Here is a 19,947-nt window from a genome sequence, read left to right as displayed (position 1 = left end):
GCAGATAGCGCACGATGGAAGCGACGCAATGGAGGAAAACACGATCATGGGTCTCGGATTGCAGATCGCCTATCGCGGCTTCGCCGGCTCGCACGCCGGGGAATGCGCAGCGGAAATGGAACTCGTGAGGCTCGAAGTCATGGCGAGCGATATCGTCGACTGTCACCTGGCGGTGGAGGCGTATCGCGATCGGGCCGGAAGCCGCGTCTTCGATGCGCGTCTCGACCTCATCACGCGTGGCTACGACCTGCTGCCCGTGGAACGCGGGACGAACGCCGAGCTCGGCGCCGCGATTCACAGCGCCTTCGACAATGCGGTCAGGCTGTTGCAGCAACGACGCGTGCCGTCTCCGGCGCGCTGAAGCACATGGATTGGATGACTTCACTTGCTGGTCATGCAGACAGGTCGGTCTCGCGGCAAATACGTCGGATACCGAATCACATAACGTCGATGCGTCGCATCCGACTAGCCCGCCGGAGAGGGTTGCCGATTCAGTGTCCCCGCTCGCTCGCCCTATGCAAGCTGCGCCGCGCCAGCACGCTGATAAAGAGCGTGCCGCTGACGAGCGCCGCCAGATACACGCCGGCCATCATCCAATCGAATCCGTTCACAGTCATTCTCCTTTCGGCCAGGTCAAGGCCCAGCGCCACGGCAGTGAGCCAGGTGAGTCAAATAGGTCTGGCATGTATAACGGCAGCGGCGCGCCGAGGTTTAGCCGGCGACTGCCTGAACATCGACATACGGATTCTTCGCTTTCAGTGCACTTTCGCGGTGGAAAATACGTTGATGATCACCACGCCCAATACGATAAAGCCGAGACCGAGGACGGCAGGCGCGTCGAGCCTCTGACGAAAGACGAAAAAGCTCACCGTCGAAATCAGGACGATACCCAGTCCGCTCCATATCGCGTAAGCCAGCCCGACCGGAATCGTTTTTAGAACGATCGACAGAAAATAGAAGGCGCCAAGGTAACACGCAGCCATGGCCAACGTAGGCACGAGCTTCGTGAACTGATCGGATTTCTGCAGGCAAGTGGTGCCGGCAATCTCGAGCAGGATCGCGATGAAAAGGGCTGCGTAGGCCGACATCTTGTCGTTCAACATGATGGAGGGGAGGTGGCCTTCCTCGCTCAGTGCTCGGCCAGGTAGGCTTTCACCGCAGGCAGTCCTGGCTTGCCATCGAGCGTGGTCACGCCGGAAAGCCAGTTGTCGAGCACCGACGGATTCGCTTTCAGCCAGGCCAGCGTCGCCTTGTTGCGGTCTTCCTTGTCCATGATGCGCGTCATGATCTGGTTTTCCATGGAAGTGGTGAAGCGAAGATTCGCGAATAACCTGGCAGCATTCGGGCATCGTGCGGCGTAGTCGCTCGGCTGTACGGTGTACACCTTGGCTTCGCCGTAGTTCGGTCCGAAGACATCGTCACCGCCGGCCAAGTACTTGATCTTCATGCGGACGTTCATCGGATGCGGTTCCCATCCAAGAAAAACGATCCACTGCTTGTTCTGCACAGCCCGATTCACCTGCACCAGCATCCCCGCCTCGCTCGACTCGACGAGCTTGAACTTGCCGAGGCCGAACTGATTGGTCTTGATCATCTTGTCGATCAGCCCGTTCGCTTCATTTCCCGGCTCGATGCCATAAATCTTGTACTGGAGTTTATCCGCGTTCCTGGCGATATCCGCGAAGCTCCGGATTCCCGCGTCATAAACATAGTCGGGGACGGCCAGCGTGTATTTCGCGCCGGTCAGATTGGGGGGATTGACCACCTTCAGCGATCCGCCCTTCACGAACGGTTCGATGACCGAATCCATCGATGGGGACCAGTAGCCGAGGAAGGCGTCGATCTGTTTCGCCTTGACGCCGGCGAAGGTGATCGGCTCCGATGCGATGATTTTCGATGGCGCGTAGTCGAGGCCCAGCAGGACGTTGGTGGCGAGGCCCGTTGTCGCGGCGATGTCGGACCATCCGATGTCGGCCATGCGGATGGCGCGGCACGCGGCGGGATCCGCCGCATGGGCGCTGACGCCGAAGCTGCTCGCGATAGCGATCGAACACATCATGCGGGCTGTGAACTTTCTCATCGGTACTCCCAATCAATGGTTTATCGAGCGTGCCTACGTTGCATGGAAACGGGGGCTACGTTACCTTCGGATCGAACTGCCGCTGGTCCGCGAAGACCCGGTCATCGCGTCTGGCCGCAACGTAGTAGGGCGTTTGGCGCTTTTCGAGCGGCTTGATGCCGCGGATGCGGTCCGCGATCTTCTCGGCCATCATGATCGTCGGCGCGTTGAGGTTGCCAGTCGTGATCTGCGGCATGATCGACGCATCCACCACGCGCAGGCCCTGCATCTCATGAACGCGGCCTTCGCCATCCACCACAGCCATGTCGTCATAGCCCATCTTGCATGAACACGACGGGTGATAGGCGGTCTCGGCCCTGGCGCGCACGAATGCGTCGAGTTCGGTATCGCTCGCGGCGTCCGCGCCGGGATGAAGCTCTTGTCCACGGTAACGCGCCAGTGCGGGCTGCCGCATGATGTCCCGCGTGATGCGAATCGCGTCGCGGAACTCTCGCCAGTCGAGCGGATCGGCCATGTAATTGAACAGAATGCTCGGATGTGCATTCGGATCGCGCGACTTGAGCTTCACGCGTCCCCGGCTCGGCGAACGCATTGATCCGACGTGCGCCTGGAATCCATGCATCCTGATCGGATTCGAGCCGTTGTAATTGATCGCGACAGGAAGGAAGTGGTACTGAATATTCGGCCACGGGTCGTCATCGCGCGTGCGGATAAAGCCGCCTGCCTCGAAATGATTCGTCGCGCCGATCCCCGTCCCGTTGATGATCCATTCGAGCCCGATGGCCGGCTGATTCCACCATTGCAGGGCAGGGTACAGCGTCACCGGTTCCTTGCATGCATACTGCATGTACATTTCGAGGTGGTCCTGCAGGTTCTCGCCGACGCCCGGCAGATCGTGCACCACCGGAATCTCCAGCTCTTTCAGCCACGCAGCGCGACCGACGCCCGAACGCTGCAACAACTGAGGCGAAGCGATCGCCCCGCTGCACACGAGCACTTCGCGCCGCACATTCGCGGTCGTACGCTGGCCGCGATGCAGATACGCAACGCCGATCGCACGCTTGCCCGAGAAGAGCACGCGGTCGGTGGTGGCATGCGTGACGATGCTCAGGTTCGAACGGTGCTTCGCGCGGTCCAGATAACCACGCGCCGTGCTCGCGCGTCGTCCGTTAGCGGTGACGGTGCGATCCATCGGCCCGAAGCCTTCTTGCCGATAGCCGTTGAGATCGTCCGTGCGCGCATAGCCCGCCTGCACGCCGGCCTCGACCATCGCGGCAAAAAGGGGATTGTTTCCCGGTTTGCTCGTGGTCACATGCACGGGACCATCGCCGCCGTGATAGTCGTTCGGGCCGATGTCGCGTGTCTCCGCCTTGCGGAAATACGGCAGGCAATCGAGGTAGCTCCAGTTTTCGAGGCCCGGCATCGACGCCCAGTTGTCGTAGTCCAGCGCATTGCCGCGGATGTAGCACATGCCGTTGATCAGCGACGATCCACCCAGCCCCTTGCCGCGTCCGCACTCCATGCGGCGATTGTTCATATGCGGTTCGGGCTCGGTTTCGTAAGCCCAGTTATAGCGGCGCCCCTGCAGCGGATACGCAAGCGCGGCCGGCATCTGCGTGCGAAAGTCGAAGCGGTAGTCAGGACCGCCCGCTTCGAGCAGCAGCACGGTCACGTCCTCGTCCTCGGTCAGGCGGGACGCGAGCACATTGCCCGCCGATCCCGCACCGACGATGATGTAGTCGTATTCCTTCGCGCTCATCGAAAAGGCCCTCAAAACACGGGTTGATAGGGTCCGAGCTCGACCTGGACCGATTTGATGCGGGTGTAAGCGTTGAGCGTCACGATGCCGTTCTCGCGGCCGATGCCCGACTGTTTGTAGCCGCCCACCGGCATCTCGGCCGGCGACTCGCCCCATGTATTGATCCAGCAAATGCCGGCGTCGAGCCGATGTATCACGCGATGCGCGCGCGACAGGTTCTCGGTCACGACCCCCGCTGCCAGGCCATAGGCGGTATCGTTCGCGCGCGCGATCGCCTCGTCTTCGTCGTCGAAAACGAGGATGCACATAACCGGGCCGAAGATTTCTTCCTGCACGATGCGCATGTCGTCGCGGCAATCCGCGAACACGGTCGGCTCGACATAGTGGCCGCGCGCCAATGCGCCATCGGTCGGACGTGTGCCTCCCGCGACGAGCCGCGCGCCTTCGCGCATGCCGATCTCGATGTAGCCGAGCACCTTCTGCAACTGAGCCGCGCTGACGAGCGGGCCGAAGTTCGTATTCGGATCATCGGGTGCGCCAATGCGAATGCGCTTCACACGCGCCCGAATCAGGGCTTCGAACTGCGCGGCGATATTTCGTTGAACGAACACACGCGTGCCGTTCGTGCATACCTGCCCCGAGCTGAAGAAGTTCGCGCTCATCGCGATATCGGCTGCGCGTTCGAGGTTCGAATCGTCGAACACGATCAGCGGCGACTTGCCGCCGAGTTCCATCGTCACTTCCTTGAGCGTCGATCCGCCCGCGCGGGACATTACCTTCTTGCCGGTCTCGACGCCGCCCGTGAACGATATCTTGTCGATGCCGGGATGCTCCGCGAGCATTGCGCCGACGCGGGCATCGCCCTGTACGACGTTGAACACGCCGTGCGGGACGCCTGCCTCGACGTAGATTTCCGCCAGCTTGAGCGCACTCAAGGGCGTGATTTCGCTGGGCTTGAAGATCATCGCGTTGCCTGCCGCGAGCGCCGGCGCAGACTTCCAGCATGCGATCTGGATGGGATAGTTCCACGCCCCGATGCCTGCGCATACGCCTATCGGCTCGCGCCGCGTATAAACGAACGACGATTCGCGCAGCGGTATCTGCTCGCCTTCGATGGCGGTCGCAAGACCCGCGTAATACTCGATGACATCCGCGCCCGTGACGATATCGACGGCGCGCGTCTCGGAGATGGGCTTGCCGGTATCGAGCGTTTCCAGTGCGGCAAGCTCGTCGTTACGTGCGCGTAGCAGGTCCACCGCGCGGCGCAGGATGCGCGAGCGCTGCATCGCGGTCATCGCGGCCCACTCGCATTGTCCTGCTCGCGCGGCCCGAACCGCACGATCGATATCGGCCTGCGACGCCTGCTGCACCCGTGCGAGCGTTTCGCCCGTGGCGGGATTGCGCGTGTCGAAGGTTTCGCCGCTGGTCGCATCGACATATTCGCCGCCGATGTGAAGCCGTTGCTCTTCGAATGCGGACATCGCGTGCGTCTCCTGAATGCGTGGAAATGAGATCAGCCGCGTGGCTGAATCATCATGTCGATGTAGTCGTACGAGACCCGCAGGGCGGTCTTCGTGTCGAAAGGCTCGCCCGCGAGGGCGCCGCGCAACCAGAGGCCGTCGATCAAGGCCGCGAGTCCGGTCGCCGCGCGGCGGGCAGCGGCCCGGCTCAGCACGCGCGAGAATTCCGCGCACAGATTGGAGTAGAGACGCCGCGTGTTCACGTACTGCAAGCGCCTCAACCGGTCCTTGTGCATGCTTTCCGACCAGAACGCGAGCCATGTTTTCATGACCGGCCCGTTGACCTGTTCGACGTCGAAGTTCGCGGCGACCACCGCGCGCAGCTTCGAGCGTGGATCGGCCTTCGCGGCCTTGCGCCGGCGCGAGGTGCCTTGCCACAGCGATCGAAGCACATGGCGCATGGTGGCTTCGAGCAGGCCGTCCTTGTCGCCGAAGTAATGGCTCACGATGCCCGTCGAAATCTCGGCGCGTTGCGCGACCGACGCGAGCGTCGCTCCTGTGAGTCCGAGCTCGTCGATGGTGAGCAGGGTGGCATCGATAAGCTGTGCGCGGCGCACTTCCCGCATTCCAAGTTTTGGCATGGACGTTCGACTTCGAAAATGACGCAGAGGGTTTTGACCGTGCAAACCATCCTACGGGTTTTATATTGAACGGTCAATCAACAAAAGCGCGGCGCGTGCATGTCCTGGCGGCGAGCAAAGAGACGTCAGACGAGCGCGTCGCACTCGTCGAGCAGCCAGTCCTGAAACGCGCGGACGGCGGCTGACGGTTCGCGTCGCGTGAGCAGCACGTAGCCGCGATCGGTGACGAGCGGCGTATCGCGGAGCGCGACGAGCTGACCGGTGGCGACGAGTTCATCGATCAGCGGCGACCAGCCAAGCGCGACGCCCTGGCCCATGACCGCGGCGTGGGTCACGAGCGCATAGCTGTTGAAGGTAAATGCGCCGTGCGTCGGCGGGGCGGGTTGTCCGTGCGCGTCGAACCAGGCGCTCCATGAGAGCCATCGTTCGGGCTGCGTGCGTTCGACATGCAGCAGCGGCAGCTTCGAAAGGTCCGATGTGTCGTGCGTTGCAGCAAAGGTCGGGCTGCATACGGGCGTCACGCGTTCGGGAAACAGCTTCACGGCGCGGCGCGATCCCCAGTCGCCATGCGTGTCGCCGAACACGATGACGACATCCGCAAGCTCGCCCGATGCGCTCGGCAACTGTTGCGACGTGATGATGGTCACGTCGACATCGGGCATCAGCGACTTGAATTGCGGCAGGCGCGGCATCAGCCAGTAGGTGGCGAAGCCGAAATCCGTCGACAAGGTCAGGCTGCGTTGCGTGTGCCGCGTGCGGATATCGGCTGCGGCCTGGCGGATCAGATCGAAGCTCTCACGCACGGCCTCGAAGAGACGCGCGCCGTCTTCCGTCAACGTGACGCCGCGATGTCCGCGCTCGAAAAGCGGTGTTCCGAGCGCTTCCTCCAGTTGCACGACGCGCTGGCTCACGGCTGGTTGCGTCGAGCCGAGTTCACGCGCTGCCGCCGTGAAGCTCGCGAGCCGCGCGGCGGATTCGAAGATCAGCAGCGCCTGCATGGGCGGCAGGCGGTCTTGTCGCGGCATAACCGCTCCTTATGGGCGCATAACGAAATGCCGTCTTCACAGACGCAAATGGAACGGCAATAGTGACGTTGCGCGAACATCCGAGGTCCGCGCGTTCGCTGCACTGGATTCTATTCGAGGCTTGCTCCATGCATGAGACGAAACAAAATATCCTTGTTCTGATGGCCGATCAACTGACGCCGTTCGCGCTCGCGGCATACGGCAATCGCATGACGAAGACGCCGCATATCGATGCGCTCGCGCGTGAGGGCGTGGTCTTCGAATCGGCGTATTGCGCGAGTCCGCTGTGTGCGCCGTCGCGCTTCTCCCTGCTCGCGGGCAAGCTGCCCTCGAATATCGGCGCTTACGATAACGCCGCCGAGTTTCCCTCCGAGACGCTGACATTCGCGCACTATCTGCGTGCCGAGGGTTATCGCACGGTGCTGTCGGGCAAGATGCATTTCTGCGGCGCGGACCAGTTGCACGGCTTCGAGGAGCGCCTCACCACCGACATCTATCCTGCGGATTTCGGCTGGACGCCCGACTGGCAGAACTTCGAAGCGCGCCCGTCGTGGTATCACAACATGAGTTCCGTCATCGATGCAGGCCCGTGCGTGCGGACCAATCAACTCGATTTCGATGACGAGGTCATTTTCACCGTCCGCCAGAAACTCTTCGACATTGCGCGGGAGCGGCATGCGGGCAAGGATGCGCGGCCCTTCATGATGGTCGCGTCGCTGACGCATCCGCATGATCCGTATGCGATCCCGCGCAAATACTGGGACATGTACCGCGAGGAGGACGTGGACATGCCGCTTCATCGCGATTCGCTCGAGGCGAGCGATCCGCATTCGAAGCGTCTGCGCCATGTGTACGAAGCCGATCGCACGCCGCCGACGGACCGGCAGATCCGCAACGCACGGCGCGCGTATTACGGTGCGGTGTCGTACGTCGACGATCAGTTCGGCGCGATTCTCGAAGCGCTGGAACAGGCCGGACTTGCTGACGATACGACCATCGTCGTCACGTCGGACCACGGCGAGATGCTCGGCGAGCGCAACCTCTGGTACAAGATGACGTTCTTCGAAGGCGGCTGCCGCGTGCCGTTGATCGTGCATCGGCCGGGGCGCTTCGACGCGCATCGGGTGAAGGAGTCGGTCTCGCATCTCGATCTGCTGCCGACGCTCGTCGAGATAGCGCGCGGCGAGTTGCCGGCGCATTGGCCGGACGCCATAGACGGGCGAAGCCTCGTGCCGCATCTTGCGGGAGGCGGCGGCCATGACGAAGCCATCGGCGAATATCTTGCGGAAGGCGCGATTGCGCCCATCGTCATGATCCGGCGCGGGGCGTACAAGTTCATTCACTCGCAAGCCGATCCCGACCAGCTATATGACGTGCAGGCCGATCCCTTCGAGCGAACGAATCTCGCGCGCGACGAGCGGCATCGAGCGACGGTGAGCGCATTTCGCGACGACATTGCACGTCGCTGGAATCTGGAAGCGCTGCATCGCGATGTGCTCAAGAGTCAGCGCCGCCGTCATTTCCACTTCGCATCGACGACGCTCGGCGCCATCCAGTCGTGGGACTGGCAGCCTCGCGTCGATGCGAGTCAACGCTACATGCGCAATCATATCGACCTCGACGATCTCGAGGCGATGGCGCGCTTCCCGGCTGTCGAACACTGAAGCCGCACGACGATCACCCTGCCCAACCAACAGGAACGCAGATGAAAAAAGCCTTGTTTCATGCGCTTTTCACCGCCTCGCTCGGCTGCGCGGCGTCGCACGTGTTCGCCGCCGATCCGCCGTCGTGCAAGCAAGTACGCATGGCCGATCCGGGCTGGACCGACATCGACGCCACCAACGCGATGAGCGGCATCGTGCTGAAGGCGCTCGGCTACAAGCAGGACGTCGCGAACCTGTCGGTGCCGATCACGTATCAGGGATTGAAGAAAGGGCAGATCGACGTGTTCCTCGGCAACTGGATGCCGGCGCAAGCTCCGCTGGTGAAGCCGTTCGTCGAGGAGAAATCCATCGATGTGGTGCGGCCGAATCTGTCGAATGCGAAGTTCACGCTCGCCGTGCCGGATTACGTCGCCGCAGCGGGCGTGCATTCGTTTGCGGACTTGCAGAAGAACGCGGACAAGTTCGACAAGCGCATCTACGGCATCGAGCCGGGCGCGCCGGCCAATCAGAATCTGAAGAAGATGGTCGACGAGAAGGCTTTCGGTCTCGGTGACTGGAAGGTGGTCGAATCGAGCGAGACCGGCATGCTGACGCAAGTGGAGCGCGCGATACGCGACAAGAAGTTCATCGTCTTTCTCGCGTGGGAACCGCATCTGATGAACACGAAGTTCAGGCTCGCCTATCTGGACGGCGGAGATCGCTATCTTGGCCCGAACTTCGGCGGCGCAACGGTCAACACCGTATCGCGCAGCGGGTATGAGCAGCAATGTCCCAACGTCGGGCGTCTTTTCAGGCAGATGGCGTTCAGCGTCGACCTGGAAAACGGCGTGATCGCCGACGTGCTGGACAAGAAGAAAGCAATCGGTACGGCGGCCACCGACGCGCTCAAACGTCACCCCGAGCTTCTGAAGACCTGGCTCGACAACGTGACGACGGTCAGCGGCGGCAATGGACTGGAAGCCGTGCGGAGCGCACTGGGCGTGAAATAGGCGTGACACACCGTTAGTATCCCTATCCTATTCATTGCGGTGCGTCCCATGAATCGAGCAGTCGCAGTTGGGCAGATTTGTGTCGCAATCAGTCGAGCCGCCGCGTATATGGCACCTTATTTTTACGTGTCGCCCCACAACAAGAGGACACGCTCATGAAAAGAAAGCCATACGCCGCACGCCGTTCGTCTTTGATGACCGCATTCGCACTCGCCGCAGGCGCCGCCGTTGCACCGGGCGCCGCGCACGCACAAAGCAGCGTGACGCTCTACGGCATTCTCGATGCGGGCATCACCTACGTGAACAACACCGGCGGCTCGCACGTATTCAAGTTCGATGACGGTATCTCGTACGGCAACCGTATCGGCTTTCGTGGGGCCGAAGACCTCGGCGGCGGGCTGCAAGCGGTATTCGTGCTGGAATCGGGCTTTCACGTCGGAACGGGACGCTACGCGTTCGGCGGTGCGGAGTTCGGGCGTCAGGCGTACGTCGGCTTGAAGAGCAATCAGTGGGGCCAGATATCGTTCGGTAATCAGCTCGATATGACGGAAGAGTTCGTGTATCTCTACAACATATCGGCCTGGGCGAGCGGCTATGCGATTCACCAGGGCGACTTCGATCGCATGAACGGGGACCGCCTGCCTAACTCGGTGAAGTTCCTGTCCAATGACTATGGCGGCTTCACGTTCGGCGGCATGTATTCGTTCGGCAACGTGTCGGGGAATTTTCATCAGAACAGCGCATGGAGCGTAGGCGGGCATTACGCCGCGAACACGTTCAACCTCGGCATCGCCTATACGCAGCTGAACAATCCGAATGGAATCTATGCGTTCGATCCGTACGCGATGATCGGCGCACACACTTTTCTAGGGCAACCGGCAGTCAGCATCGACCCGGCCACGGGTGCGCGCACCGATCCATACAGCACCAACGCTTTTCTCGTCGACAGGCAGGGCGCGCTGGCCGTGGGTGGCGCATGGACGATCGGTAACCTGATGGTATCGGGCAACTTCACGTGGACGAACATCAAGGGACTGGGCGTCACTTCGTACATGAAGGTGTACGAGGCAGGCGCATCCTACAACTTCAGGCCGGATATCGCGCTATACGGCGGCTATCAGCACACGCGCTTCGAAGGCAATCACTGGAATCAGGGATCGCTCGGTCTGCACTATCTGCTGTCCAAGCGCACCGACGTCTATATTTCCGGCGATTATCTGCGCGCCTCCGGCCCGGTCGATGCGGTCATCGGCTATAGCTTCACGCCGTCGACCTCGAACACGCAGGCCGATGTCCGGATCGGCATGAGGCAATCCTTCTAGCGTCACGCGGCCTGTGCGGCGACCACGGCGCGCAATGCGCTGCGGTCCTGACGCGGGCTCGTGTTGAAGCGCGCGCGATACGTCCGCGAGAAATGCGACGGCGATTCGAAGCCGCACGCGACGCACACCGCGAGTATCGACATGTCGGTTTGCTGAAGCAGTTCGCGGGCGCGCGCGAGACGCAGGCCGAGATAGAAGTGCGTCGGCGTGTCCTTCATCGCCGAGCAGAAAAGACGTTCGAGCTGGCGCCGCGTGACACCGATGGATTGCGCGAGCGCATCCGGCGAGAGCGGCTCCTCCATGTGCTGCTCCATCACGCCGATAACCTGAATCAGCTTTCGATTGTGCACGCCGTAGCGCGCCGCGATCTTCATGCGTTGATGATCGCTGCGCTGACGAATGCGCCCGAGCACGAACTGCTCCGAGACCTGCGCGGCGAGCTCGGCGCCATGATCGCGCGCGATCAGATCCAGCATCAGATCGATCGACGCGGTGCCGCCCGCGCACGTGATGCGCCGCGCGTCGATCTCGAACAGTTCCTGGCTCGTTTCAATCGACGGATAACGTTCGGAGAACGCGGCCAACGCTTCCCAATGCAGCGTCGCTCGCTTGCCCGAGAGCAGCCCCGCTTCGGCGAGAATGAAGCTGCCGGTATCGATGCCGCCGAGCGTCGCGCCCGCCCGATCCAGCCGTCGCAGCCACTCGCCGATGCTGCGCGTGTATCGCGCAAGCGGCTCGAACCCCGACACGACGATGACCGTGCGCGCGTCGGCGGCAGCGGCGATCGATGCCTCCGCATTGAGCGAAATGCCGTTGCTCGCGACGACCGGCCCGCCATCCACCGACAGGATATGCCAGCGGTAAAGCTCGCCCTGGAAGCGATTGGCGACGCGCAACGGCTCGATCGCCGACATGAAGCCGATCGACGAGAATTGAGGCAGCACCAGAAAGTGAAAGTCTTGAGGAGCGGGCATCGATGATTGAGCACCAGGCGGCGATCCTTCACGCTAACAAGCGCAAAAATCGCGCGCAATCAGGCGTGTCCCTGAAAACCCTGACGTCGCTGACAGTCAACTCGCGGTCGCAATGGGGCGTTCGGGTCTTTTAATGCAGCGGTACTTTCTACTCACGTTCTCTAGACGGTCACTCCACCATGAAACATCGCCTGCTTTCGATTCTCGTTGCATCCGCCTGCGCAGCCAACGTCGCGAGCGCCTTCGCCGCCGACGACGCCACATGCCGCACGGTGCGCTTCGTCGATATCGGCTGGACCGACATCACTTCGACGACCGCGCTGGCCTCCGTGCTCTTCGAAGGGCTCGGATATACGCCGCGCACGACGGTCGCCTCGGTGCCCATCTCGCTGGCGGGCCTGAAGAGCAAGCAGATCGATGTCTCCCTCGGTTACTGGTGGCCGGTGCAGGAAAAGGCGGTGCAGCCATTCCTCGATGCGAAGAGCATCGACAAGATCGAACCGCCGAACCTCTCGGGCGCGAAAGCGACGCTCGCCGTGCCGGCCTATGCCTACGACGCGGGCATCAGGACGTTTGCGGATATTGCGAAACACAAGGACGAGCTCGACGGCAAGATCTACGGCATCGAGCCGGGCAGCAGCGCGAACGCAAAGATTCAGAAGATGATCGACACCAATCAGTTCGGTCTCGGCGGCTTCAAGCTGGTGCAATCGAGTGAGGCCGGGATGCTGGTGACGGTCGAGCGCGCGATTCGCGACAAGAAGCCGGTCGCGTTTCTCGCGTGGGAGCCGCATCCGATGAACATTCAGATGAAGATCAACTATCTGTCCGGCGGCGATGAGGTATTCGGCCCGAACTATGGCGAAGCACGCGTCTATACGCTCACGAACCCGGACTTCCTCACGCGCTGCCCGAACGCGGGCCAGCTCGTGAAGAACCTGCGCTTCACGACCGATCTCGAGAACCGCCTCATGCAGCCGGTGATGAACAAGGAGCGTCCCGCCGAAGCCGCGAAAGCCTATCTCAAGAAGAACCCGCAACTGCTCAGTTCGTGGCTTGCAGGCGTGAAGACCGTCGATGGAAAGGACGGCCTGCCCGCCGTCAGGCAGTATCTCGGACTCTGAATCTCCGGCCCGGTGACGCGGTCGCCGGCTTCAATAACGATTAGCTATCCCTATCATCATGAACTACGACGTCATCGTAACCTGCGCAGTCACCGGGGCCGGCGACACGACCGCCCGGCATCCCGCGATTCCTGTCACGCCGAAGCAGATCGCCGGGGCAGCCATCGAAGCGGCCCGCGCCGGCGCGACCGTGGCGCATTGTCATGTGCGCGATCCCCGCACCGGACGTGGCAGCCGCGATCCCGCGCTTTATCGTGAAGTGGTGGACCGCATTCGCTCATCGGATGTCGATGTCATCATCAATCTGACAGCCGGTATGGGCGGCGACCTGGAGATCGGTCCGGGCGAGGAGCCGATGCGCTTCGGCAAGGGCACCGATCTCGTCGGCGGTCTCACGCGTCTCGCTCACGTGGAGGAGTTGCTTCCCGAGATTTGCACGCTCGATTGCGGCACGCTCAATTTCGGCGACGGCGACTACATCTATGTATCGACGCCCGCGCAGTTGCGCGCCGGCGCAAAGCGCATTCAGGCACTCGGCGTGAGGCCCGAACTCGAGATCTTCGACACCGGCCATCTATGGTTCGCCAATCAGTTGCTCAAAGAAGGGCTTCTCGATGCGCCGCCGCTCTTTCAGCTTTGCATGGGCATTCCGTGGGGCGCGCCGCCCGACACCGGCACCCTGAAGGCGATGGTCGACAACTTGCCGCCCGGCGCGCACTGGGCCGGCTTCGGCATCGGCCGGATGCAGATGCCGATGGTCGCGCAAGCGATGCTGCTCGGCGGCCATGTACGCGTAGGGCTCGAAGACAACCTCTGGCTCGACCGCGGCGTGCACGCAAGCAACGGAACGCTGGTGCAGCGCGCCATCGAGATCATCGAACGGCTGGGTGGCCGCGCGCTCACGCCCGCGGAAGGACGCAGGAAACTGGGTCTGCCCGCGCGCGGCGAGCGTCCGCTGGAGAAGCGCGTCGTCGAACAATTCGCCTGAGTGTCGAAGGAGAATCACATGCAAGTCAAACAGTTCGCCGCGCTCGGCGCTGGCGTAATCGGTAGCGGATGGGTGTCCCGTGCGCTGGCGCATGGTCTTGACGTGACCGTGTGGGACCCGGCTCCGAACGCCGAAGCGGTCGTGCGCGCCAACGTCGCGAATGCGTGGCCTGCGCTGGAGCGCGTGGGACTCGCGCCGGGCGCATCGCAGCAACGGCTGCGCGTCGTCGAGACCGTCGAGCAATGCGTCGCGGGTGCGGATTTCATTCAGGAGAGCGCGCCGGAACGCGAGGAACTCAAGCTCGCGCTGCATGAGCGCGTGAGCCGCGCAGCGAAGCCGGAGGCCATCATCGCATCATCGACGTCGGGGCTTCTGCCGAGCGATTTCTACGCGAACGCGGTCCGTCCCGAGCGATGCCTCGTGGGGCATCCGTTCAATCCGGTCTATCTGCTGCCGCTGGTCGAAGTGCTCGGCGGCGGGCACACCTCGGAAGAGGCGATCGATGCGGCATCGACGTTCTATTCGTCCATCGGCATGCGGCCGTTGCGCGTACGCGCCGAAGTGCCGGGCTTCATCGCCGACAGATTGCTCGAGGCGCTGTGGCGCGAGGCGCTTCATCTCGTGAACGAGGGCGTCGCGACGACCGGCGAGATCGACGACGCCATTCGCTACGGTGCGGGCATCCGCTGGTCGTTCATGGGCACGTTCCTGACCTACACGCTTGCAGGCGGCGAAGCGGGAATGCGGCATTTCATGCAGCAGTTCGGGCCGGCGCTCGAATTGCCGTGGACGAAGCTCGTTGCGCCCAGGCTGACCGATGAACTCATCGATCGCGTCGTGGAAGGCACCGCGAAGCAGACGAACGGGCGCAGCATCAAGGATCTTGAGCGGTATCGCGACGACTGCATCACGAGCGTCATCGAGGCGATCGCGCAGGCCAGGGCGCGTCACGGCATCGAGGACTGAGCGATGATCTACCGCGACACGGTCAGGCCCGAATGGGTCGATTACAACGGCCACTTGCGCGATGCGTTCTACATGCTGATCTACAGCCTCGCCACCGATGCCTTCATGGACGGCATCGGTCTCGGCGATGAAACGCGCCGCGCGCGGCATCGCACGCTGTACACGCTGGAGGCGCACGTCACCTATCTGCGCGAGTTGAAGGAAGGCGCGGCGGTGCGTGTCGATGTCCGCGTGATCGCGAAGGACACGAAGCGCATTCACCTGTATCTGCAAATGTTCGAAGGCGAGGGCGTCGATGCGGTGTCCGCGTGCGAACAGATGCTGATGCATATCGATACGAGCGGCATGCCGAAGGCCGCTGCGTTCGACGGCGATATCGCTGCGAATATCGCGGCGCAGGCGACGATCGCAGCGGCGCAGGCGAGTCACGCGGGGCGCGTGATCGGCTTGCCGGTGCGCCGGCAATAGTGGTCGAAGTCAGCTCTGCGCGCTTCTTTCCTGCGACTGGTTCGAGGCGCCCGTTCGCGCCAGGAAGAAGCTGATTCACGCAGCCACGGCTTCCGGCGGGCGCCCGCGCTTCGATCCGCTCACGGTGGTAGCCAGCAGCGACGCCGCCACGATCAGCCCGCCACCAATCCATGCAATGAGCGAGATTGTTTCGCCCAGCCAGAAGCACGCGAACAACGCGCCGAACGCCGGCTCGCTGCCCATCAACAGCGCGACGCGCGTCGGGCTACTGTGCTTGATGCCGTAGTTCTGCGCGAAGAACGCGAACAGCGTGCATGCCAGCACCAGGTACAACACGCATCCCCAGAACATCGGATGAGCGGTCATCGACGGCAGCGATTGCCACTGCGCACGCGAGAACATCAGCGCCGCCGCCGCACTGCCGATCGCCACCACGCCGGATTGCACAGCGGTCACCGTCAAGGGCGGCAGCGCCGCATCGCGCATCAACTGCTTGGTCACGCAGACGGTGATCGCGCGAAGGAATGCGGCTGCAAGAATCAGCATGTCGCCACGATTGAGCGTCAATGCGCCATCCCCGGTCAGGAGCCATGCGCCCAGCAGCGATACCCCCACGGCCATCCATTCGATGCGACCCGGCCGCCGCTTCAGCAGCGACCATTCCACGAGCGGCGTCAACACCACGCACAAACCAATCAGAAACGCCGCATTGGCTGCGCGCGTGAGCAGCAAGCCGAACGTCTCGCACAGAAAGATCCCGAGCAATAGCAGGCCCACGCCGATTACGCGGCTCAGTGTCCGGACACCGGCATGACGCATCGCGCGCAGCGCAGGCGACAGCAACACGAACGTGATGCCGAAACGCAGCGCAAGCAGCCCGAGCACCGGGTAGTACACGAGCGCGCTCTTGGCGATGCCGTAGCTCGAGCCCCATACGACGGCGACTGCCAGCAGCATCAGGTCGGAAATCAATTGCAGGCGATAGGGTCTGGACATGGCGAATCTCGATGACGGGATTCGCATTGTCGAGCTTTGCTTTTCTCGTGATAATCCGGTCACGGCGCATAGCCATTGTGCGTGGCGTGCATGAATCCTTCTTTGCGGACACGATGGACCACAACGAACTCTTCGACTTGTTGCCCGACATGGCGGTCTTCGCGCGGGTCGTCGACGCCGGCAACTTCTCGCTGGCGGCACGCCAGCTCGCGAGCACGCCATCGACGGTCAGCCGGCAGATCAAGCGTCTCGAAGAAGCGCTGGCCACGCGCCTGCTGGAACGTTCGACGCGCAAGGTCCGCGTCACCGAAGCGGGCGAGCAGGTCGCGCGCTACTGCCGCGAGATGGTGAGCGCCGCCTCCGCTGCGGTCGATGCCGCGGGTCAAGGCGGCGACCGTCCGCAAGGCAGAGTGAGCGTCAGCGCGCCGAGCCAGTTCGCGAGAACGGTGCTTCATCCGCTCGTGCCCGCATTCCTCCGTGCCTATCCGGAAGTCGACCTGAAGCTGTTGTATTCGGACCGCGACATCGACCCGTTGACCGATGGCCTCGATCTCGTGATCCGCTTGACCGAGCGGCCGCCGCCCGGTCTCGCGGGCCGGCAGCTCGGTGCGGTGCGCTGGGTGCTCTGCGCGTCGCAGGCCTATCTCGACGCACGAGGTACGCCGCAAGAGCCGCGCGATCTTGCGCAGCACGATTGCATCTATCTGGGAGAAACGCCGGGGGACAATCGATGGCGGTTCCGGCGCGGCACGCACGCGCAGACCGTCGACGTGCATGGGCGCTATATCGCCAACCATGCGGGCGCGCGGCTCGAAGCGGCGCGCGACGGTTTCGGCGTGGCGAACGTGCCGGAATTCACGGCGGCGGATGCCTTCGCGCGCGGCGAGCTGGTGCGCGTGCTGCCCGAGTGGTCACTCGACGCGCAGCCGTATGCGGGTTCGTTGTGGCTGCTGTATCCGCCGAACCGGTTCTTGCCGCTCAAGGTGCGGGTGTTGATCGATTATCTGGTCGAGCGGTTGCGGGATGCCGGCTGACGTTCGCCGATAGTGTCATCGATGAGCGATCGATGGCAGCGCCGCCGCTTGCTTCGCCGCTGTCGCGCACGCCCCTTCGATGACGCCTCCGACGCCTGCCTTCGTGATAACGAGCACGCCGTCCTCGTCGCATGAAAGCCGGACACCGGGGATCATGCAAAATACGCGGCATCTGAATGCGGAGACCGGCCCGTGGGCGTCAACTTCGATTTGAACGATTTGCAGGCGTTTCGCGCGGTGGTCGAGCTGGGGAGCTTTCGCAAGGCCGCCGAAGCGGTCAACATCTCCCAGCCCGCCCTGAGCCGCCGTATCGACAAGCTCGAGGAAGCGCTCGGCGTGCGCCTCTTCGAGCGCACCACGCGCAGCGTGACGCTCACCACCGTGGGCCGCGTGTTCGCGCCGAGCGCCGAACAACTGCTCGACGATCTCGACGTCGCGCTGCTCGGTATCCGCGATGTATCGTCGAGCCGGCTCGGGCATGTGAACATCGCGTGCGTGCCTTCGGTGGCGTACTACTTCCTGCCGGGCGTGATTGCGAGCTTTCATCGCCGCTTTCCCCGCATCAGGGTGAAGCTGCTCGATTCGAGCGCGAACGAAGTGCTCGGCGCCGTCATCAGCGGCGAGGCCGATTTCGGCGTGAGCTTCATGGGCAGCCAGGAGCCGGAGATCGAGTTCAAGCTGCTGCTGCAGGAGCGGTTCGTCGCCGCGTGCCGCCGTGACCATCCGCTCGCGGGAAAGAAGCGCGTCACTTGGAGCGAGCTCTACGAGCACGAATACGTGTCGGTGGACAAGACCTCCGGTAACCGTCTGTTGCTCGATCAGGCGCTCTCGGCCGTCGCGCCGCCCGCGCCGAGCGTCTGCGAAACGCGTCACGTGACGACGATGCTCGGGCTCGTCGAAGCCGGCCTCGGCGTTGCCGCGGTGCCGTCGATGGCCATGCCCGGACACGATCACCCGATTCTCACGAGCGTGCCGCTCGTCGAGCCGGTGGTGAAGCGGCGCGTGGGCATCGTGAGGCGGCGCGGACGGCCGCTCACACCGGCCGCGCAGGAGTTCCATCGGGCGATCGTCGAGACGAAGCGCGATGGCGTCGCAGCGGGCGATGCGGCGAGCGACAGCACCACGGCAAGCGAGCGGACGAAAAGGAAGAGCGCATCGTGAGCCTGGCGAGACCGCTCCGCTTGCTCTACGTGCAGGTCGTGCTGGCGATGGTGCTCGGCGTGTCGCTCGGCCACTTCTGGCCGTCGGCGGGCGCGCTCCTCAAGCCACTCAGCGATGCGTTCGTCGGCCTCGTGCGAATGATGATCGCGCCGATCGTCTTCTGCACGATCGTCTCGGGCATCACGTCGCTTGCGAGCGGGAAGGCCATCGGGCGCACCATCGTTCAGGCGCTGGCGCTCTTCTATTTCCTGACGGCCGTTGCGCTCGCGTTCGGGCTCGTCACGGCATTCGCGCTGCGGCCCGGCGCGGGAATGCAAATCGATGTGCATCACCTGGATACGGGCATCCTCGCGCCCTATGCGACGCACGCGCAGACGCGCGGGCTCGTGGAGTTCGCCCTGGGCATGATTCCGCAGACGCTGTTCGGCGCGTTCGAAAAGGGCGAAGTGTTGCCGGTGCTGCTGCTTTCGGTGCTCTTTGGCTTCTCGCTCAACGCTTGTCCGGGCGCGGGGCGGCCGGTGCTGGCGCTCATCGACGGTGTGGCTCAGGCGCTCTTTCGCGTGCTCGGCATGATCATGCGGCTCGCGCCGCTCGGCGCATTCGGTGCGATGGCCTTCACCGTCGGCCGCTTCGGCATCCGTTCGGTCGGTTCGCTCGGCATGCTGATGGTGTCCTTCTACGTGGCCTGCGTATTGTTCGTCGTCCTCGTGCTCGGGCCGCTCGCGCGGCTGCATGGCTTCGCGCTCTGGCGGCTCTTGCGCTACCTGCGCGAGGAATTGCTGATCGTCCTCGCCACGTCATCGACCGAGCCGGTATTGCCGCGCCTGATCGGCAAGCTGGAGGCGCTCGGTTGCGACAAGGGCGTCGTGGGGCTCGTGCTGCCGGCGGGCTATTCGTTCAATCTGGATGGCACCGCGATCTATCTGACGCTCGCTTCGCTCTTCATCGCGCAGGCGTGCGATGTCCCTCTTTCCGCGCCGCAGATCGTGACGATGCTCGCCGTCATGCTGCTCACATCGAAAGGCGCGGCGGGCGTGTCCGGCAGCGGACTGGTCGCGCTCGTCGCGACGCTGACGGTCATTCCCGATCTGCCCGTCGCCGGCGTGGCGCTGCTCGTGGGTATCGACCGCTTCATGTCCGAGGCCCGCGCGCTCACGAGCGTGATCAGCAACGCGTGCGCGGTGATCTTCGTTTCGCTGTGGGAAGGCGCGTGCGATCGGGCTCGTCTCGAGCGGATGCTGGGCGCGGTCGGACCTGCCGCCCCGGATTGACGGGCGGGCCGGCTCGCGCGGGCGT

19 protein-coding genes are annotated in these 19,947 nt (G+C 63.3%); 11 read left to right on the top strand and 8 right to left on the bottom strand.

Annotated elements, in window-relative coordinates; genetic code table 11:
• Positions 1–28: 28 nt before the first annotated feature.
• Complete coding sequence (locus tag P9220_RS22405; protein ID WP_309767809.1) at positions 29–361, top strand: hypothetical protein; 333 nt, start codon at positions 29–31, stop codon at positions 359–361.
• 394 nt (positions 362–755) lie between these two features.
• Here the strand turns inward: P9220_RS22405 and P9220_RS22400 are convergent, their stop codons facing one another.
• The 6 genes from P9220_RS22400 to P9220_RS22375 all read right to left on the bottom strand — a co-directional run bounded on the left by P9220_RS22400 (position 756) and on the right by P9220_RS22375 (position 6,965).
• On the bottom strand, positions 756–1,103 hold the full coding sequence (locus P9220_RS22400) for a multidrug efflux SMR transporter (protein ID WP_309767808.1): 348 nt from the start codon (positions 1,101–1,103) through the stop codon (positions 756–758).
• A 26-nt stretch (positions 1,104–1,129) separates the two neighbouring features.
• Positions 1,130–2,059: a choline ABC transporter substrate-binding protein gene (locus P9220_RS22395; protein WP_404989570.1), complete on the bottom strand. Its 930-nt coding sequence runs from the start codon at positions 2,057–2,059 to the stop codon at positions 1,130–1,132.
• Between the two features lie 76 nt (positions 2,060–2,135).
• Positions 2,136–3,839, bottom strand: a complete 1,704-nt coding sequence (gene betA, locus P9220_RS22390; RefSeq protein ID WP_309767806.1) for a choline dehydrogenase — start codon at positions 3,837–3,839, stop codon at positions 2,136–2,138.
• A gap of 11 nt (positions 3,840–3,850) precedes the next feature.
• On the bottom strand, positions 3,851–5,320 hold the full coding sequence (gene betB, locus P9220_RS22385; protein WP_309767805.1) for a betaine-aldehyde dehydrogenase: 1,470 nt from the start codon (positions 5,318–5,320) through the stop codon (positions 3,851–3,853).
• Between the two features lie 32 nt (positions 5,321–5,352).
• A complete protein-coding gene (betI, locus tag P9220_RS22380; RefSeq protein ID WP_309767804.1) occupies positions 5,353–5,940 on the bottom strand; it encodes a transcriptional regulator BetI in 588 nt (195 codons plus the stop codon).
• A 125-nt stretch (positions 5,941–6,065) separates the two neighbouring features.
• Positions 6,066–6,965 carry a choline sulfate utilization transcriptional regulator gene (locus P9220_RS22375; protein ID WP_309767803.1) on the bottom strand — a complete coding sequence of 300 codons (900 nt, stop codon included), beginning with the start codon at positions 6,963–6,965 and terminating at the stop codon, positions 6,066–6,068.
• 128 nt (positions 6,966–7,093) lie between these two features.
• Between P9220_RS22375 and betC the strand changes: the two genes are divergently transcribed.
• From betC to P9220_RS22360, 3 genes are all read left to right on the top strand, one after another.
• The gene (gene betC, locus P9220_RS22370; protein ID WP_309767801.1) at positions 7,094–8,629 is read left to right on the top strand and encodes a choline-sulfatase; all 1,536 of its coding nucleotides are present in this window, start codon (positions 7,094–7,096) and stop codon (positions 8,627–8,629) included.
• Positions 8,630–8,670: 41 nt separating this feature from the next.
• Entirely contained in the window at positions 8,671–9,618 is a 948-nt protein-coding gene (locus tag P9220_RS22365) for a choline ABC transporter substrate-binding protein (protein ID WP_309767799.1), read from the top strand.
• A 155-nt stretch (positions 9,619–9,773) separates the two neighbouring features.
• Entirely contained in the window at positions 9,774–10,940 is a 1,167-nt protein-coding gene (locus P9220_RS22360) for a porin (protein ID WP_404989567.1), read from the top strand.
• 2 nt (positions 10,941–10,942) lie between these two features.
• On the opposite strand, the gene P9220_RS22355 is transcribed toward P9220_RS22360, so the two are convergent.
• The gene (locus P9220_RS22355; protein WP_309767798.1) at positions 10,943–11,914 is read right to left on the bottom strand and encodes a GlxA family transcriptional regulator; all 972 of its coding nucleotides are present in this window, start codon (positions 11,912–11,914) and stop codon (positions 10,943–10,945) included.
• 179 nt (positions 11,915–12,093) lie between these two features.
• Here P9220_RS22355 and P9220_RS22350 point away from each other — a divergent pair, with 179 nt between their 5' ends.
• Genes P9220_RS22350 through P9220_RS22335 form a run of 4 tightly spaced genes read left to right on the top strand, consistent with a single transcriptional unit; the run spans position 12,094 to position 15,460 of the window.
• Positions 12,094–13,038: a choline ABC transporter substrate-binding protein gene (locus P9220_RS22350; protein ID WP_309767797.1), complete on the top strand. Its 945-nt coding sequence runs from the start codon at positions 12,094–12,096 to the stop codon at positions 13,036–13,038.
• Positions 13,039–13,096: 58 nt separating this feature from the next.
• Positions 13,097–14,026: a 3-keto-5-aminohexanoate cleavage protein gene (locus tag P9220_RS22345; protein ID WP_309767795.1), complete on the top strand. Its 930-nt coding sequence runs from the start codon at positions 13,097–13,099 to the stop codon at positions 14,024–14,026.
• An 18-nt stretch (positions 14,027–14,044) separates the two neighbouring features.
• Positions 14,045–14,992 (top strand): L-carnitine dehydrogenase, encoded by a 948-nt coding sequence (locus P9220_RS22340; protein ID WP_309767793.1) that lies wholly within the window; start codon positions 14,045–14,047, stop codon positions 14,990–14,992.
• A gap of 3 nt (positions 14,993–14,995) precedes the next feature.
• On the top strand, positions 14,996–15,460 hold the full coding sequence (locus P9220_RS22335; RefSeq protein WP_309767792.1) for a thioesterase family protein: 465 nt from the start codon (positions 14,996–14,998) through the stop codon (positions 15,458–15,460).
• Positions 15,461–15,535: 75 nt separating this feature from the next.
• Here P9220_RS22335 and P9220_RS22330 read toward each other — a convergent pair whose 3' ends face one another.
• On the bottom strand, positions 15,536–16,456 hold the full coding sequence (locus tag P9220_RS22330) for an EamA family transporter (protein WP_309767790.1): 921 nt from the start codon (positions 16,454–16,456) through the stop codon (positions 15,536–15,538).
• A gap of 113 nt (positions 16,457–16,569) precedes the next feature.
• Here P9220_RS22330 and P9220_RS22325 point away from each other — a divergent pair, with 113 nt between their 5' ends.
• The 3 genes from P9220_RS22325 (at position 16,570) to dctA (ending at position 19,922) form a co-directional block, all read left to right on the top strand.
• A complete protein-coding gene (locus P9220_RS22325) occupies positions 16,570–17,490 on the top strand; it encodes a LysR family transcriptional regulator (RefSeq protein WP_309767788.1) in 921 nt (306 codons plus the stop codon).
• Between the two features lie 192 nt (positions 17,491–17,682).
• Positions 17,683–18,651 carry a LysR family transcriptional regulator gene (locus P9220_RS22320; RefSeq protein WP_309767786.1) on the top strand — a complete coding sequence of 323 codons (969 nt, stop codon included), beginning with the start codon at positions 17,683–17,685 and terminating at the stop codon, positions 18,649–18,651.
• Entirely contained in the window at positions 18,648–19,922 is a 1,275-nt protein-coding gene (gene dctA, locus P9220_RS22315) for a C4-dicarboxylate transporter DctA (RefSeq protein WP_309767785.1), read from the top strand. Before P9220_RS22320 ends, dctA begins: the two co-directional genes overlap by 4 nt.
• The last annotated feature ends 25 nt before the right edge of the window (positions 19,923–19,947 follow it).

Source organism: Caballeronia sp. LZ016 (assembly GCF_031450805.1).
In the GTDB taxonomy this organism is placed as follows: Bacteria; Pseudomonadota; Gammaproteobacteria; order Burkholderiales; family Burkholderiaceae; genus Caballeronia.
This window is presented reverse-complemented; position numbering and strand designations above follow the sequence as displayed.

Bases quoted from the DNA above. Each gene is read 5' to 3' on its own strand.
- P9220_RS22365 (WP_309767799.1), top strand. From the start codon at position 8,671: ATGAAAAAAGCCTTGTTTCATGCGCTTTTCACCGCCTCGCTCGGCTGC.
- P9220_RS22340 (WP_309767793.1), top strand. From the start codon at position 14,045: ATGCAAGTCAAACAGTTCGCCGCGCTCGGCGCTGGCGTAATCGGTAGC.
- P9220_RS22375 (WP_309767803.1), bottom strand. From the start codon at position 6,965: ATGCCGCGACAAGACCGCCTGCCGCCCATGCAGGCGCTGCTGATCTTC.
- P9220_RS22345 (WP_309767795.1), top strand. From the start codon at position 13,097: ATGAACTACGACGTCATCGTAACCTGCGCAGTCACCGGGGCCGGCGAC.
- P9220_RS22360 (WP_404989567.1), top strand. From the start codon at position 9,774: ATGAAAAGAAAGCCATACGCCGCACGCCGTTCGTCTTTGATGACCGCA.
- P9220_RS22400 (WP_309767808.1), bottom strand. From the start codon at position 1,103: ATGTTGAACGACAAGATGTCGGCCTACGCAGCCCTTTTCATCGCGATC.
- P9220_RS22355 (WP_309767798.1), bottom strand. From the start codon at position 11,914: ATGCCCGCTCCTCAAGACTTTCACTTTCTGGTGCTGCCTCAATTCTCG.
- betA (WP_309767806.1), bottom strand. From the start codon at position 3,839: ATGAGCGCGAAGGAATACGACTACATCATCGTCGGTGCGGGATCGGCG.
- P9220_RS22335 (WP_309767792.1), top strand. From the start codon at position 14,996: ATGATCTACCGCGACACGGTCAGGCCCGAATGGGTCGATTACAACGGC.
- P9220_RS22350 (WP_309767797.1), top strand. From the start codon at position 12,094: ATGAAACATCGCCTGCTTTCGATTCTCGTTGCATCCGCCTGCGCAGCC.
- P9220_RS22405 (WP_309767809.1), top strand. From the start codon at position 29: ATGGAGGAAAACACGATCATGGGTCTCGGATTGCAGATCGCCTATCGC.
- betI (WP_309767804.1), bottom strand. From the start codon at position 5,940: ATGCCAAAACTTGGAATGCGGGAAGTGCGCCGCGCACAGCTTATCGAT.
- betC (WP_309767801.1), top strand. From the start codon at position 7,094: ATGCATGAGACGAAACAAAATATCCTTGTTCTGATGGCCGATCAACTG.
- betB (WP_309767805.1), bottom strand. From the start codon at position 5,320: ATGTCCGCATTCGAAGAGCAACGGCTTCACATCGGCGGCGAATATGTC.
- P9220_RS22330 (WP_309767790.1), bottom strand. From the start codon at position 16,456: ATGTCCAGACCCTATCGCCTGCAATTGATTTCCGACCTGATGCTGCTG.
- P9220_RS22395 (WP_404989570.1), bottom strand. From the start codon at position 2,059: ATGATGTGTTCGATCGCTATCGCGAGCAGCTTCGGCGTCAGCGCCCAT.
- P9220_RS22325 (WP_309767788.1), top strand. From the start codon at position 16,570: ATGGACCACAACGAACTCTTCGACTTGTTGCCCGACATGGCGGTCTTC.